Below are 14,714 nucleotides of genomic sequence, written 5' to 3'. Positions count from 1 at the left end.
CATACATACGCGTGAGCGATTGTAGCAAACTACCGTGTAGTGCGGAAAGCGCGACCCTTGATTTTTATCAAGGGGCACGCCCAAAACTTAAATAATTTCATTTAATTTTACAGCTATGAACGACAATGCACCTTTAGCCGAACGATTACGACCACAAAGCCTGGAAGACTATGTAAGTCAGTCGCACCTAGTGGGCGAAAATGGTGCCCTTGCCCAGCATTTAAAGCATGGATTGATACCATCGATGCTATTTTGGGGCCCTCCGGGAACAGGAAAAACAACCTTGGCCCATATCATTGCAACTGAGTCTGGACGACCTTTTTATGCATTGAGCGCCATAAATTCAGGGGTGAAAGATGTGCGTGATGTGATTGAAAAGGCGAAGCAAAGCGGGGGCTTATTTACGACTAAAAATCCTATTTTATTTATTGACGAAATTCATCGGTTTAGTAAATCTCAACAGGATTCGTTATTACAGGCCGTAGAGAAAGGTTGGGTAACTTTGATTGGTGCCACAACTGAAAACCCGAGTTTTGAGGTGATATCGGCCTTGTTATCGCGATGTCAGGTTTATATTTTAAATGCTTTTGAAAAAGCAGATCTGGAAACCTTATTGAAGCGTGCTATCAAAACAGACCAACACCTCTTAAAAAAAAATATTCAACTTAAAGAAACCAATGCATTATTGAGACTTTCAGGTGGAGACGCCCGAAAACTATTGAACATGTTTGAGTTGGTTATTAATGCCATAGACTCCGATACCATTGAAATTACGGATGAAATCGTTTTAACAAAATTACAGAATACTACGGTAAATTATGATAAGACCGGCGAACAGCATTATGATATTGTTTCTGCCTTTATCAAATCGATACGCGGGAGCGACCCAAATGCTGCAGTGTATTGGCTGGCCCGAATGATCGAGGGCGGCGAGGATGTGAAATTTATTGCCCGACGTTTACTAATCTCGGCTAGTGAAGATATTGGTAATGCGAATCCAACAGCCTTAGTTATCGCCAACAATACCTTTCAGGCTGTTAGTACTATTGGGTATCCCGAATCGCGTATTATACTGAGCCAATGTGCCATTTATCTGGCTTGTTCTCCTAAAAGTAATGCTGCTTACAAAGCTATTGGCGCCGCGCAACAAGTTGTAAAAGAAACCGGAAATCTGCAGGTACCTTTAGACCTAAGAAACGCCCCCACTAAACTTATGAAAGAGTTAGGTTATGGCGCCGATTACAAGTATGCCCACGACTATGCGAATAATTTTGTAGATCAGGAGTTTTTACCGGAAGCTATAAAAGATTCAACTTTCTATAAACCCGGAGATAATCAACGGGAAAAGGCCCATAGGAATTTTTTAAAAAATCGTTGGAAATCAAAATATGATTATTAGAGCCTAAAACTTAATGATCAAAAACTTTTGAACCACTACCCCATTATCTAAAGTTTCATAAACCCACTGGCCATTATGCTTGTAGATCATAGCGGAATGGTTTTCTACTAAATACACATTAGCTATTTGCGTATTGAACATGCGATACACCACTTTTGGGGTTTTATCGACCAACTGAAAGCCATTAGTAATTTCTTGAGCGTATAATGTTTCTAAACTTTCTTCCGATTGTTGGCTTGAACCCTCAGGAACTATTTCCTCCTTAACTTCTTGTTGCTGTATTTTCTGTTCTGCCATTTTTGCTTTTACAGCTTGAGGTAATTCCTGAATTTCTTGTGGTTTGGTTTGCTGTTTTGGCAATACAGCTTTAGTCGCTGCTATACCTCCCGGTTCATATTTATAATTTAAAAGCTCGAGTGGTTTAAACGCATTTCGTGTGGCCTCAGTGTATGCTCTTTTAAAATCCTTTTCACGACTTTCTCCATCGGGTCCTTTATAAATTTCAGTCCCATTACAATTTTTTAGAACCAAAGCTAATTTAGTTCGAAATAAACCACTGTCTTTGAACATATCAGCATTTAAGGCCAAGCAACGATTATAATTCAGGTCTTGGGGTAATTCATCGCCTTCCATATACGCTTCAAAACCATATTTCTCAAATAAGAATTTTGATAAAGCATTAATTTGATACTGATTAGGTTCTTTTAAAAAATCATATTTTTTAGGAACTATCACATATTTATAATCATTTATGCTGGTTTGAGCAAAAACATTGAAACCCAAAAAACAGATTATTAGAATAGAAAAAAAAGCGGTTTTCATTAGTATTATTATGAAGTTAAAGTTTAAAGATAAGGATACCTTTTTAAAAATTATAGCCTTTTAATTATAAAACCTAACTAAAGATAGTTTTTTAATAAAGACAAATGATCGATCTGTGTAATTGGGTGGTTAACTACCTCATTCCTGATATTAAAAAAAATAGCTTCCATACCAATTTCTTTCGCTCCCAATACATCAGCCTCCAAATTATCACCAATCATGACGCTTTTTTCCTTACTGGTTTTCGCCAGTTCCAAGGCGTAATAGAAAATATCGGGATGCGGTTTTTTTACACCGGCAATTTCCGAGTTGGTAACCGTTTCAAAATAATGGATGATATTAGATTGTGCTAACTTTTTATGCTGCACCTCTTGAAATCCATTTGTTATGATATGTAACCTGTACTGTTGGCTAAGGTATGTTAAGATCTCTTTGGTATGGTCGAATAAATGATTAAAGCTACTTAAATGTGTTATATAATCTTCTGAAAGGGTATTAATGATTTCAGGGTCTAAGGTCAAGTCCAACTCTAAAAAGGCATCATTTAAGCGTTTAAAACGCAGGTAGGCCTTCGAAATTTTATCCTCGCGATATAACTTCCAGTATTTTAAATTAATAGGCTCATAAACAGAAATAAAATCATTTAAAGATACTTCGATGGTATTGCTTTTAAAAATCTTTTCAAACGTCAAAGCTGAATTCTTATCGAAATCCCACAACGTGTGATCCAAATCAAAAAACACGTCTGTAATACCGTTAATCTTCATCTTGAGCGGAGTTTAATATCATGTTAAACAGCTCCTTATAACCAACCCAACGTTCATTTTCACTAAATGTGTAATTATGAAAAATAGGGGTAAATTCGCCATTAACGGCCTTAACCTCATCTATAATGGTGTTAAGCGCTTTCTTTTTATCGAGAAGCGAATGCTCCTTCAATAAAGCATAATCCAGAAAATGATATGGACAAATTTTTAAAGGGGTTTGCACTTCATAATCCAAATCATAAAATAAAAAGGGTGTACAACTGCCAGCACGAAAACCAATATGATTCACATAGCCCATGGTATAATCTTCCTGAATTTCAAGTTCAATTAAATTTCTATATGAATCGGGTAAATTAAGTCGTGAAAATGATTGCCGGCTAGCTTTTAATGGCATATTGATAATCTCTTCCATACGTATCTTTTCCTTTTTCAGGATTTCAGCATTTTCGGTAGCGAAAAAAGATGGTTTTAATCCAACTTCACAGTAATCAGCCACGTGCTTAATTAGGGAAACAAAATTGCGCTTATTAGGATTTATACCTTTATCGTAGGTGGAGTAATCGCCAATTAAAAAGAAAAACAGGAATTTATGTTTGGTAAGTTTTTGCCGATTCAGGATGTATTTAAAGGTGTCGTAGGGGTCGTGTTTAAATCCAAGCAAAACGGCATATCGCATATACAGATCTTTGAGGCGGAACTTAAAAAAATCTTTAATAGTACCTCCCACCGTTCGCATAATTCCCTTTAATTTAAAAGTATAAGCCACGGGTACATCTATGATTGGTTTTAAGCGGTAGTGTTGTTCCGGAAACTCATAATCAGGAAAATGTGCCTGCAAAGCCTCTTTAAACTTATAGGCCCAAATATCGACCACCGGCTGCCGTAAAAAATCGTGTTTATATGCTATACTTTCCGTAGCCATAAAACGCCCATATTCATCTTTAACATGGGGTAAATATTCTTCATAGCGCGATAACATATAAAAGGCTGCTGCAAAAATATCGAAGGGCAAGGAACTCTTTTCTCCATTTGAAAAAAAACATTTGGTACGCCCCCAATCCGACACATGGATCTCAATATCATTCAAACCCTGTTCGAATAAAATATCATGACTTTTTATAAAAAATTCGTTTCCCAATTGTTGTTTGGTATACGACATTTTTAAGCTGTTATGCGCTATAAAATTTTCAATGGTACTTGTAAAATCTACCTTAATTCCTAATACCCGAGTACAAATATGCCGAAAAACATATTTGAGTCGCGGTGAGATGTTATGCGTGTAAACTAATAGCATTAAAGAAGGGTTTCGTCTGCAAAACTAAAGTATGCTTTTTCTGTGATAATAAGATGGTCCAGTACCGTTATATCCAAAACTTTTGCTGCTGTTTTTAGTTTCTCTGTTATTTTTTTATCGGCTTCACTTGGTTTTAGGGTTCCTGAAGGATGGTTGTGTGACAAAATTAAGCCTGTTGCACCTAATTCCAGGGCTTGTTTTAAAACGAGTCTTACATCGACCAAAGTACCTGTTATACCGCCTTTACTCAATTGATTTTTCTGTATAACCTTATTGGAATGATTCAAATATATAATCCAAAATTCCTCGTGTTGTAATTCTCCTATTACCGGTTGCATCAATTCAAAAACCGCTTTACTCGAGGTTATTTTAGCTTGTTTTAATGCATCTTCCAAACGTCTCCTGCGCCCTAATTCTAGAGCTGCTAAAATGGTAATAGCCTTGGCTTCACCAATGCCTTTAAACGTCATTAATTGCTTAATAGATAATTTTCCTAAAGCATTCAGGTTATTATCAACTTGTTTTAAAATACGTTGACACAGGGCCACAGCACTCTCATCCCGATTTCCAGAACCAATTAAAATGGCGACCAACTCGGCATCACTCAAAGCGGCTTGTCCTTTATACAGTAGTTTTTCTCGGGGCTGATCTGCTTGGCTCCAGTTTTTTATAGAAAACGAGGGGGCTTTTTCAGTCATTTGATAAATATAAATATTGTGTATCTATCAAACAATTTATTTCAGAAATAAAGCTGTAATTAATGTTAAATTGCACTTCTTTTTTCAGCCTGCTCACTATAAGACTTGAGAAGCATATACAATTTTTCAGGATTGAAAGGTTTACCCATAAAACCGTTCATTTTGTAGCGTTTTGTTTTCTGCTTAATATCCGATTGGGCAAACGCGGTTAAGGCGATTATAGGAATATTGGAAAGGGATTTATCCGATAAGTTTCTAATCATTTCAGTGGCGTCATACCCATTAAGTATGGGCATTTGTAAATCCATTAAAATAAGATCAAAAGTGTTTTTAGGAGCCGTCAAAAATCGAATAGCTTCTTCACCATTTTCCGCAATTATGAAATTAACTTTCCATTTGGTGAAAAATTGCTTTAAAATAAGCGTATTCATTTTATTATCCTCCGCAACAAGTACGCTAACATCAAGAGGCTTATAAGATGGCTCTAATTTCACCATTTCAGTTTTAAAAGTGCTCAAAGAATTACTTATTTTGTATGTAATGTCAAAAGAGAAGCTAGACCCTGAATTTAATTTACTTTTTACATTTAAATCACTGCCCTGAAGATTTAGTAATTTTTTACAAATTGCTAGGCCCAATCCTGTTCCTCCATATTTTAAAGAGGTCTCGGAATTTGCTTGAACAAAACTCTCAAATATTTTTTTCTGGTGTTCTTTTGAAATTCCAATACCCGTATCAATAACTTTAAATCTTAAATTAATTTTATTATTAGTGATTCCTAAATTTTTTATCTTAAAAACAATGCTTCCTTTCTCGGTAAATTTTAAGGAATTACTTAATAAATTTCGGATAATTTGATTCAGCTTTAATGTGTCACCAATAAGAATGTCGGGGATATCCTTTTCTTTAACGACATTAAACACCACCCCTTTTTGTTCAGCCTGAAAACGAAAATCTGATTTTATACTTTCTATAAACTGATTTAAACTAAAATCCTTTTGTCTTAACTTTTCCTTACCTGAATTAATTTTACTAAGATCAAGCAGATCATTAATAAGGCCTAAAAGGTGTTCTCCTGAATATTTAAGTGCCATTAAATTCTCTAATTGCTGGGGTAAATAATCCTCCATAAGCAAAATATTGGTAAGACCTGTAACGGCATTTAAAGGCGTTCTTATTTCATGCGACATGGTAGACAAAAACTCGTCTTTAGCCTTATTGGCATTTTTAAGTTCTATTTCAGTCTCCTTCAAATTGGTAATATCTACAATAGATCCAATATACCCTTTCGGTTTTCCTTGTACGTCCAAAACCAATTTCGATTTCACTTTAAACCACATCAACTTATCATTGATCTTATGCTTAAAATTGAATTTTGTGAAACTCTCATTTTTATTCAAAATTTGAAGATCTTCGGACCGATCTTGCATATCGTTTAGATTAATGAAAGTACTAAAATGTTTTCCTAGCGATTCATTTACAGAAAGGCCAGTTAGATTCGCCCATGATTCATTTAGAAATGTAAAATGACCTTTCAGATCGGTCTCAAAAATGACACTCCCTATATTTGAAACGACATTTTCGAGCTGCGTTCTTGTATTATCACGCTCAAATATTAGTTTTTGATTGGCTTGTAAAAGTTCTTTAGAATTTTCTTCCGAAATTCTTTCGATATATCTCACATCCGCATCATAACTATGATAAGCTTCATCAACCATGCCCAAAAAATCAGCAAATTCCGGATTATTTAATAGTTCCGGAGGTGCTTTTTTGAGCTGTCGCCTTAATAGTCTGTGAAATTGATTATTTAACATTCTGAAAGTGTTGATATTGTCATACTCTGATTGTGTAATTCACTATTGGAGGAACCACTAAATGGAGTTATTTGGTCATAGGAATAAAATCCTGTGAAACAGGTTTTTTCTCCCAAAACATCAGGAACAACTTCTACCTCTTCTCCAATTAACTGTTTTAGTAAGAACCAACGGCCCAGAGAACTTATTAATAGCGCTAAGTGATTTAAATCTTTGTGGATAACGTCCAGGCATTGTTCCAAAATTCTATTAAAATGCTTTTGATTAGACTTAAACTGGAGTGAAATAAAAAGCATGAAAAGGTTTGCATCAATGTTAATAGACGACAATTGTTCAAGCCAATTGGGCTCACTGAGAGATAATTGTTCAACTTTCATACTTTTAGGTTAGTAGGAATCCAAAATAAGCATTTCATCGCTTTTTTTGAACGTTTCGTCGAATTTATAACAAAATTTAATACTAAAAAAAAAATTTAAATTTTAAAGCGAATTTTGCTAATAATTCTTACAGAATGGGTAACTGGTTTTACCGTTCATCGGATTTTTATAAAAAATACTACAAAATCAGAACGAAATTATCCGAAGATTAATGAGGTGTGATTAAAACCGGGATATTTTTAGGAAAGTAAGGCTTTAACCTCATCAAAATCTAAACCGCCGTAGTTGCCGGAACTCATCAATAGAAGCGCCGTGTTTTCTAGATTTTGATCAAATAAAAAAGATTTAAATTCTTCAGGATTGGTATAAATAATCAAATCATCACGTTCAAACGCTTTTTCAATCTGATCTTTCGATACGGAATCCAACTTTTTAATGGCTACCGCCTCAGGGGAATAAAAAACTACAGCTTCATCAGCAGCATCCAAAGCTCCTTTATATTCTTTAAGAAACTCAGCATTCAAACTACTGTAAGTGTGCAATTCTAAACAAGCTAGGTTCCTGAAATTCGAGTATTGAGCTTTAACAGCTTCTGTTGTTGCCTTGACCTTACTGGGTGAGTGTGCAAAATCTTTATATATGACTGTTCGCTTATTTTCCGCCAGCTTTTCTAACCGTTTACTAGCCCCTTTAAAGGTCGTAATAGCCTCATAAAAATCATCTTCATCCACACCCATATGTTGACAAATCCATTTAGCACCGGCCAAATTATTTAGATTATGATTACCAAATACCTCAATAGGTAAAGGCCCTTCAGAAGTTTCAAGAAATGTTTGTCCGTTTTCTATCGTATATTCCGGTGTGTAATAAGGTATTTTCCGAATAGGGTTTTGAGAAGCTTCCACCACACGTCTAACCTCTGGATCTTCTTCATTATAATTAATACTTCCACCATCTACAATGGAATCCACAAAAATGCGAAATTGGTCAACATAGTTTTCATACGTTGGAAACACATTAATATGATCCCATGCAATCCCACTTAATAAGGCAATATTGGGTTTATACAAATGAAATTTTGGCCGTCGGTCTATCGGAGAGCTTAAATATTCATCACCTTCTAAAACAATAAAATCATTCTCCTCAGTAAGTTTCACCATAACATCAAAACCTTCTAATTGGGCACCTACCATATAATCGACATCACGATTATGGTAATGCATCACGTGTAATATCATTGAAGTAATTGTGGTTTTACCATGACTTCCACCAATAACAACCCGGGTTTTATGTTTTGCCTGCTCAAACAAAAATTCCGGATAACTATAAATTTTTAATTTAAGTTCCTGCGCTTTCAGAAGCTCAGGATTATCCGATTTGGCATGCATTCCAAGAACAACGGCATCCAGATCGCCTGTTATTTTTTCTGGAAACCAACCAAATGCCTCCGGCAACAATCCGGCTTTGTCCAAACGTGATTTTGAAGGTTCAAATATGGTATCATCACTTCCGGTCACTTCGTAACCCTTATAATGTAAAGCCAAGGCTAAATTATGCATGGCTGCCCCTCCAATGGCAATAAAATGTACGGTCATGGTTTGATCTTATAAGATTTTGTACGGAATGGTATTTTTGATTTTTGTTAAGGTAAATATAGGAATTGACATTCTAAATGCCTGATAGAATTTCTGTTTTCTGAACAAATAAAAAGTAGTTTATCAAGCTTGGTTCTACTTAAAGATCTAATATTTTTTCCTTTTCTGCTATAAAGGGTTTTATTTGAGGTAATTCGTCCAGAGCAAGATCAATATATTTAAGAGCTTCTTTTTTATTTTGTTTATGAGTTTGAATTTGTGCCAAACGGTAATTCGCCCAGGCTCTCGGAACCCCGTCTTTTGAACTATAATTTCTGATATAGGTATGTAGGCAGGCTTCCCCTTTATCCAGATCTATATTATATTCTGCAGCAACTTTCCCTATTTGGTAATACAATGCATTTCGATTCAAATATGATTGTTCTGAATACATCTCGGGAATTTGCTTTCGAGCAGAAATACTATGCAGGGCATCACTCTCTTCTATGGCAAGTTTATAATATTTTTCGGCCAGATCCGGCTGATCATCATATTCATAAACATATCCTAAAGCCAAATAGCCATCCAATTTCGAAAGATTAAGAAGCTCGTTAGCATATTTTAATGACTTGGTTTGACTTCCTCCAAATATACCCGGTAACTGCATATACAATTCTACTAGCGCCCATCGTGCTTCAATATGCTTAGGATCTAATTCTATAGCTTTTAAAAACGAGGACTTTACATCACCAATATAGCTTAAGGCTTTAAATTTATTCTCTAAGGCCTTCATGCCTAAAACTCCTCCATATTTATAGTGATAATTGGCATTGTTTACATCAAGTCCAATCAAAGTTTTATACTCCACGAGAGCTTCATCCCATTTTTTCTGATAGCCATAAGCATCACCTAAAAGTTCAATAGCCTCTTGACTGTTAGGATGCTTTTCAAGGTAATGCTTTATAAATCGCTCTGCTTTTTCGTATTGTTTCTTTTGAAGAAACACCTCAACACCCGACAAGGACATTTGTCCGAACATCGCAGCAGGAAACAATAGTAGGTATAGAAATTTCTTCATCATATTCAGGCGAAAGTGCAAATTTAACTTTTATAACTAACTTACGAACAATTAATCTTAAGCATAACGAAAGACTTGTTGTAATATTTGACAGAAACAGATAACAAGCCTTATAATATTTTTATAAGCTCATTTTTCTAATGACTAGGTGGCATGGTTGGCCGTACCTCAATTTTACTTGGTAAGGTTCTTGGGTGCATTTTTAGTAAATCAATGACCAACATTCCGATATCTTCGCCCTGAATTTTCCAGGCATCCTTTTCGTTTGGGGTATTTCCATTAAAATGGGTAGCCACAGAGCCTGGCATGATCGTACTTACCTTAATATTATATTGCCGTAAATCCAGCATGGCAGCTTGTGTAAATCCGGTTACTCCAAACTTACTGGCATTATAGGCCGATCCTTTAGCAAAGAAATTAGTACCGGCTAAACTGGAAATTGTAATAAAATAGCCTTCAGTTGCTTTAAGGGCTTCAACACTACTTTTTATAGAGTAAAACACGCCTGAGAGATTTGTATCTATGGTTTCTTTCCATTGGTCGACAGTCAACTCCTCTACACTCGCAAAATGGCCTAGTCCGGCGTTGGCAATTACGATATCGAGGCGACCGAAGACTTCAATAACTTTTTTTACAGCGTTTGCCTGACTATTATAGTCTTTAACGTTAGCTTCAATACCAATGGCTTTAGCCCCGGTTTTTGATACCTTGTTTAATTCGGTTGCGGCGTCTTGTGCGGCTTTTTCATTCCGGCTTGTGATCGCTACCTGAATACTCTCGTTTAGCAAGGCCAAGGCGACAGCATAACCAATTCCTTTGGTACCACCGGTTATTAATGCGACTTTATTATTTAGTAAACTCATGTTCTTTTTTTTGAATTGTTACGAAATTACAAAATCAACAAGCCTTCCCAAAAGATAAACTGTTAGGATAATTATAAAGTTTGAAGGTTTGAAGGGCCTACTTACTTGGTGGGTACTTTGATAAGACCTTGTTCACCAGTTGTTGAATTCGTGTGAGTCGGGTTTCAGGAGAAGCGTTTGGATCAAAACGATAATCGCTTATCGCTTGCCAGAATAATTGCTTTTTGTTCTCATCAACAAAATCAATAGTGATCTGACGATTCACCTGACCCTGACCAATAGGTAATCCAATGGAAATACCACCACCCATATTCCGACCACCACCGCCAACACCAAGACCAACAGTTTGATTTGGTGCCTGTTGATAGGCCTGACTTCTAATGTCAATAAAAAAATCTGGTGTATTAGATAATTCCATACCCATCAATTTAAGTTTCGCATCCAAAGCATCCAAAAGACGCCGTGTATCCAAGTCACTTAAGCCGGGCTTCATATCACTATAATAATTATAGGTTTTATATGCATTAAAATTGGTTTGCTGATCATAATCGTACGTTACATATATGGGCGCACAGGAACTTAAAACCATAACGAGTAATAGCCATTTCATAGAATTCATTATACCTATTTTTTTTAAATTTAATTAAAAAATTAGCGTATTCATTAATTCTTATCCTAAAAATTTGAATAATTCAAATAATATTTAGATATTTGTCTAAATACCTAAATAATGAATTATTTATTTAAAGCCTTAAATGATGAAACCCGTCGGGAGATACTCGAGCTCTTAAAGACACGTGACTTGACCGCTGGTGAAATTGCTGAAGCTTTTGATATTTCGAAACCCAGTATTTCGCATCATTTGGATATTTTAAAACGTGCTGAATTGGTTACCAGTGAAAAACAAGGCCAATTTATTACCTACTCTATTAATACCACCATACTCGAAGATGTCTTGCAATGGCTAATAACATTAAAAAAATAATCTGATGAAACTAAAAAAAGAACTTCCATTACTTCTTATCGTTGCCGCTCCCCTAGCTTATTTGGCTTTTGTTTGGAACAGTCTACCCGAAACCGTTCCACTTCATTGGAATTTCAAAGGAGAAATTGATAACTGGGGAGATAAAAGCTCCTTAATCTTTATAACCTGTTTAATGACTTTATTTATGTATGGTTTACTCTCCGTAATCCCATTAATAGATCCAAAAAAGAAGCTTCAATATATGGGACAAAAATATTATAATTTAAAATTTTTTCTACTCCTATTTATGGCGGCCTTAGCTATGTTTATTATCTACAGTGCCAAAGAGCAGGCCATACATAATCCCAATTTATTATTCATTGTTTTGGGCTTGTTGTTTGTGGTTTTTGGAAACTATATGAAAACCATTAAGGCTAATTATTTTATTGGAATTCGAACCCCGTGGACCCTGGAAAGTGAAGCAGTTTGGAAGAAAACCCATACTCTGGGCGGTAAACTTTGGTTTGTTGGCGGTCTGGCTATTGTAGTGTGTTGTTTGATTTTTAATAAGGATATAAGTTCAAGGATTTTTTTAACTATAGTTATTACCATATCAGTTATTCCAATCCTATACTCCTATTTTCTTTACAGAAAATTAGATTCGTAAACCCGGATGTCACCCTTAAAAAGTTAGATGGTTTGAATTATTTATTTCAAACAGACAAAACAGTTTTGCGTTAGGAATACGGTCAGATTGAGGAAAACCTTTCTCCAAAAGCTTTCGAACTCATTTCTAGATGGATTTCGGAGCGGTTTCACTAGAATTCAACATTTTCCAAAGAGCGTCCTTGAGCTCTGTAAGACCTTGCTGAGCAACAGATGAAATAAAAAGATATGGCACCGGTAACGTTTTGTCTAATTCCGATTTCATTTCAGCCTTTAATTCAGCATCCAACATGTCACTTTTCGAGATAGCGATCAATCGTTCCTTATCCAGCATTTCTGGATTATAACGACGCAATTCATCGAGTAAAATATCGTATTGCTTTTTGATGTCTTTGGCATCCGCAGGAATTAGGAATAGTAGAATTGAATTACGTTCGATATGCCTTAAAAAATAATGTCCTAAACCCTTACCTTCAGCAGCACCTTCAATAATACCCGGAATATCAGCCATGATAAAGGTTTTAAAATCACGATATTCCACGATACCCAAATTGGGTTTTAGGGTTGTAAATTCGTAATCTGCAATTTTAGGTTTGGCTGAAGTCATCACCGAGAGCAAGGTCGATTTACCGGCATTCGGAAAACCTACCAACCCAACATCAGCTAACACTTTCAATTCCAGTATAACGTCTTTTTCTTCCATCGGTATACCAGGTTGGGCATAACGCGGTGTTTGATTCGTAGATGATTTAAAGTGCCAGTTTCCCAGACCACCTTTTCCACCTTCAACTAAAACTTTTTCCTCACCATCTTCAGTAATTTCGAATAATATCTCCTTGGTTTCAGCGTCTCTGACTACGGTTCCTAAAGGCACTTCAACAAAAGCATCTTCACCATCAGCGCCGGTACTCCTACTTTTACTACCATGTTCTCCATGGCCCGCGCGAATGTGCTTTTTAAATTTTAAATGAAAAAGTGTCCACAAGTTTTTATTTCCTCGAAGAATCACATGACCGCCACGACCACCATCACCACCGTCGGGACCTCCTTTTGTAACATATTTTTCACGATGTAAATGCGCAGAGCCCTTACCTCCGTTTCCGGAAGCCACATATAGTTTTATATAATCAACAAAATTACCTTCAGTCATGCGTCTGTAGTTCCGCTTTGCGGAAAATATAAGATTAATTAATTGGCTTTAGGATTAAAAACCGTTTTTATAAGTTATCAATAACAGCACTTAAGCGCTTGGTAATATCCTCAATCGAACCAACACCATCAACACCATAATACTTGTCTTGAGCTGAGTAATAATCCTTTAATACCGCTGTTTTTTTGTAGTATTCACCAATTCGGGTTCTGATCACAGACTCATTCGCATCATCTGGTCTGCCACTGGTCTCACCACGCTTTAAAAGCCGTTCTACCAAAACATCATCGTCTACTTCCAGAGCGATCATCGCATTGATTTGCGAATCTTTAGTGTCCATCAATTTATCCAACGATTCAGCTTGTGCATTCGTTCTAGGAAAACCATCAAAAATAAAGCCTTTGGCATCAGCATTCTTTTCAACCTCAGCATTAAGCATATCAATAGTTACCTGATCTGGTACCAATTCACCTTTATCCATATATGACTTGGCCAGCATCCCTAAAGCTGTTTCGTTCTTGATGTTAAATCTAAAAACATCACCGGTTGAAATATGGACTAAATTATATTTTTCTTTTAAAAAATTCGCTTGTGTTCCTTTACCTGCTCCCGGAGGACCAAAAAGCACTAAATTGATCATGTGTTGTGTTTCTTTTATTTGATAAACTTCAGGAATATCGCGTCCTAACCCGTTATAATCCAAACCGTAACCTACTATGAATTTATTAGGAATTTCTTTCCCCACATAGTGTAGTTTAAAGTCTTTATTATAGGCCTCAGGTTTATGAAATAAGGTCGCAATTTTTAAAGTCTTTACATTTTCATTTTTAAAAATACGATGAACCTCATTCAGTGTATTTCCCGTATCGATAATATCCTCTAAAATGACCACCGTTCGACCCGTAAGATCTTGCGTTAAACCAATTAATCGCTGAATATCTTCAGTAGATTTCACGCCTTCGTAGGACGCTAATTTAATAAAGGTTACTTCGCAGGGCTTAGGATACTTTTTTACAAGATCACTGACCACCATAAATGAGCCATTCAAAATACCTACAAAAACAGGTATTTCGTCACCAATATCTTTGGAAATATCAGCGACCATTTTATCCAGGATCGCATCAATTTCTTTGGCAGATATAAACGGTTTAAAATATTTATCGTGAAGTTTAATCACTATTACTTGTTTTTAAGGACGCAAAGATAATCAATAGATTAAGGAATACCCATTTTTTGATTTAGCATTTC

At 35.8% G+C, this 14,714-nt stretch carries 15 protein-coding genes; 3 read left to right on the top strand and 12 right to left on the bottom strand.

From position 1 onward, the window contains the following. Positions 1 to 115 precede the first annotated feature (115 nt). Entirely contained in the window at positions 116 to 1,399 is a 1,284-nt protein-coding gene (locus V8G61_RS02490; protein ID WP_394873850.1) for a replication-associated recombination protein A, read from the top strand. A 3-nt stretch (positions 1,400 to 1,402) separates the two neighbouring features. On the opposite strand, the gene V8G61_RS02485 is transcribed toward V8G61_RS02490, so the two are convergent. The 10 genes from V8G61_RS02485 to V8G61_RS02440 all read right to left on the bottom strand — a co-directional run bounded on the left by V8G61_RS02485 (position 1,403) and on the right by V8G61_RS02440 (position 11,305). Next, positions 1,403 to 2,221 (bottom strand): hypothetical protein, encoded by an 819-nt coding sequence (locus V8G61_RS02485; RefSeq protein WP_394873849.1) that lies wholly within the window; start codon positions 2,219 to 2,221, stop codon positions 1,403 to 1,405. Between the two features lie 77 nt (positions 2,222 to 2,298). Further along, the gene (locus V8G61_RS02480; protein ID WP_394873848.1) at positions 2,299 to 2,988 is read right to left on the bottom strand and encodes a YjjG family noncanonical pyrimidine nucleotidase; all 690 of its coding nucleotides are present in this window, start codon (positions 2,986 to 2,988) and stop codon (positions 2,299 to 2,301) included. After that, complete coding sequence (locus tag V8G61_RS02475; protein WP_394873847.1) at positions 2,978 to 4,282, bottom strand: polysaccharide deacetylase family protein; 1,305 nt, start codon at positions 4,280 to 4,282, stop codon at positions 2,978 to 2,980. The genes V8G61_RS02480 and V8G61_RS02475 overlap by 11 nt, the downstream gene beginning before the upstream one ends. Further along, positions 4,282 to 4,980, bottom strand: a complete 699-nt coding sequence (gene radC / locus V8G61_RS02470) for a DNA repair protein RadC (RefSeq protein ID WP_394873846.1) — start codon at positions 4,978 to 4,980, stop codon at positions 4,282 to 4,284. The genes V8G61_RS02475 and radC overlap by 1 nt, the downstream gene beginning before the upstream one ends. 65 nt (positions 4,981 to 5,045) lie before the next feature. After that, a complete protein-coding gene (locus tag V8G61_RS02465) occupies positions 5,046 to 6,794 on the bottom strand; it encodes an ATP-binding protein (protein WP_394873845.1) in 1,749 nt (582 codons plus the stop codon). Next, entirely contained in the window at positions 6,788 to 7,171 is a 384-nt protein-coding gene (locus V8G61_RS02460; protein ID WP_394873844.1) for a hypothetical protein, read from the bottom strand. Before V8G61_RS02460 ends, V8G61_RS02465 begins: the two co-directional genes overlap by 7 nt. 239 nt (positions 7,172 to 7,410) lie before the next feature. Beyond that, the gene (gene murC, locus V8G61_RS02455) at positions 7,411 to 8,766 is read right to left on the bottom strand and encodes a UDP-N-acetylmuramate--L-alanine ligase (RefSeq protein ID WP_394873843.1); all 1,356 of its coding nucleotides are present in this window, start codon (positions 8,764 to 8,766) and stop codon (positions 7,411 to 7,413) included. Positions 8,767 to 8,905: 139 nt separating this feature from the next. Beyond that, positions 8,906 to 9,826, bottom strand: coding sequence for a tetratricopeptide repeat protein (locus V8G61_RS02450; RefSeq protein ID WP_394873842.1), 921 nt, complete (start codon positions 9,824 to 9,826; stop codon positions 8,906 to 8,908). Positions 9,827 to 9,960: 134 nt separating this feature from the next. Beyond that, a complete protein-coding gene (locus V8G61_RS02445) occupies positions 9,961 to 10,686 on the bottom strand; it encodes an SDR family oxidoreductase (RefSeq protein ID WP_394873841.1) in 726 nt (241 codons plus the stop codon). Between the two features lie 97 nt (positions 10,687 to 10,783). Next, positions 10,784 to 11,305 (bottom strand): DUF4136 domain-containing protein, encoded by a 522-nt coding sequence (locus V8G61_RS02440; protein ID WP_394873840.1) that lies wholly within the window; start codon positions 11,303 to 11,305, stop codon positions 10,784 to 10,786. 111 nt (positions 11,306 to 11,416) lie between these two features. On the opposite strand from V8G61_RS02440, the gene V8G61_RS02435 reads away from it, so the two are divergent. Continuing rightward, positions 11,417 to 11,671, top strand: a complete 255-nt coding sequence (locus V8G61_RS02435; protein WP_394873839.1) for an autorepressor SdpR family transcription factor — start codon at positions 11,417 to 11,419, stop codon at positions 11,669 to 11,671. Positions 11,672 to 11,675: 4 nt separating this feature from the next. Further along, positions 11,676 to 12,317, top strand: coding sequence for an SdpI family protein (locus tag V8G61_RS02430; protein WP_394873838.1), 642 nt, complete (start codon positions 11,676 to 11,678; stop codon positions 12,315 to 12,317). A gap of 126 nt (positions 12,318 to 12,443) precedes the next feature. On the opposite strand, the gene obgE is transcribed toward V8G61_RS02430, so the two are convergent. Together obgE and V8G61_RS02420 are read right to left on the bottom strand one after the other, a co-directional pair. Further along, a complete protein-coding gene (gene obgE, locus V8G61_RS02425) occupies positions 12,444 to 13,466 on the bottom strand; it encodes a GTPase ObgE (RefSeq protein ID WP_394873837.1) in 1,023 nt (340 codons plus the stop codon). Positions 13,467 to 13,533: 67 nt separating this feature from the next. Further along, positions 13,534 to 14,643: an adenylate kinase gene (locus V8G61_RS02420; protein WP_394873836.1), complete on the bottom strand. Its 1,110-nt coding sequence runs from the start codon at positions 14,641 to 14,643 to the stop codon at positions 13,534 to 13,536. Positions 14,644 to 14,714: the final 71 nt, after the last annotated feature.

It is taken from the genome of Gaetbulibacter sp. M240, from assembly GCF_043876815.1.
Classification (GTDB): Bacteria; Bacteroidota; Bacteroidia; order Flavobacteriales; family Flavobacteriaceae; genus Gaetbulibacter_A.
The sequence above is the reverse complement of the archived record's forward strand: the minus strand, read 5'-3'. Positions and strand labels throughout refer to the sequence as shown.

What these genes read in the sequence shown, in the direction of transcription:
- V8G61_RS02490 (WP_394873850.1), top strand. Translation starts at nt 116, where the DNA reads ATGAACGACAATGCACCTTTAGCCGAACGATTACGACCACAAAGCCTG.
- V8G61_RS02485 (WP_394873849.1), bottom strand. Translation starts at nt 2,221, where the DNA reads ATGAAAACCGCTTTTTTTTCTATTCTAATAATCTGTTTTTTGGGTTTC.
- V8G61_RS02480 (WP_394873848.1), bottom strand. Translation starts at nt 2,988, where the DNA reads ATGAAGATTAACGGTATTACAGACGTGTTTTTTGATTTGGATCACACG.
- V8G61_RS02475 (WP_394873847.1), bottom strand. Translation starts at nt 4,282, where the DNA reads ATGCTATTAGTTTACACGCATAACATCTCACCGCGACTCAAATATGTT.
- radC (WP_394873846.1), bottom strand. Translation starts at nt 4,980, where the DNA reads ATGACTGAAAAAGCCCCCTCGTTTTCTATAAAAAACTGGAGCCAAGCA.
- V8G61_RS02465 (WP_394873845.1), bottom strand. Translation starts at nt 6,794, where the DNA reads ATGTTAAATAATCAATTTCACAGACTATTAAGGCGACAGCTCAAAAAA.
- V8G61_RS02460 (WP_394873844.1), bottom strand. Translation starts at nt 7,171, where the DNA reads ATGAAAGTTGAACAATTATCTCTCAGTGAGCCCAATTGGCTTGAACAA.
- murC (WP_394873843.1), bottom strand. Translation starts at nt 8,766, where the DNA reads ATGACCGTACATTTTATTGCCATTGGAGGGGCAGCCATGCATAATTTA.
- V8G61_RS02450 (WP_394873842.1), bottom strand. Translation starts at nt 9,826, where the DNA reads ATGATGAAGAAATTTCTATACCTACTATTGTTTCCTGCTGCGATGTTC.
- V8G61_RS02445 (WP_394873841.1), bottom strand. Translation starts at nt 10,686, where the DNA reads ATGAGTTTACTAAATAATAAAGTCGCATTAATAACCGGTGGTACCAAA.
- V8G61_RS02440 (WP_394873840.1), bottom strand. Translation starts at nt 11,305, where the DNA reads ATGAATTCTATGAAATGGCTATTACTCGTTATGGTTTTAAGTTCCTGT.
- V8G61_RS02435 (WP_394873839.1), top strand. Translation starts at nt 11,417, where the DNA reads ATGAATTATTTATTTAAAGCCTTAAATGATGAAACCCGTCGGGAGATA.
- V8G61_RS02430 (WP_394873838.1), top strand. Translation starts at nt 11,676, where the DNA reads ATGAAACTAAAAAAAGAACTTCCATTACTTCTTATCGTTGCCGCTCCC.
- obgE (WP_394873837.1), bottom strand. Translation starts at nt 13,466, where the DNA reads ATGACTGAAGGTAATTTTGTTGATTATATAAAACTATATGTGGCTTCC.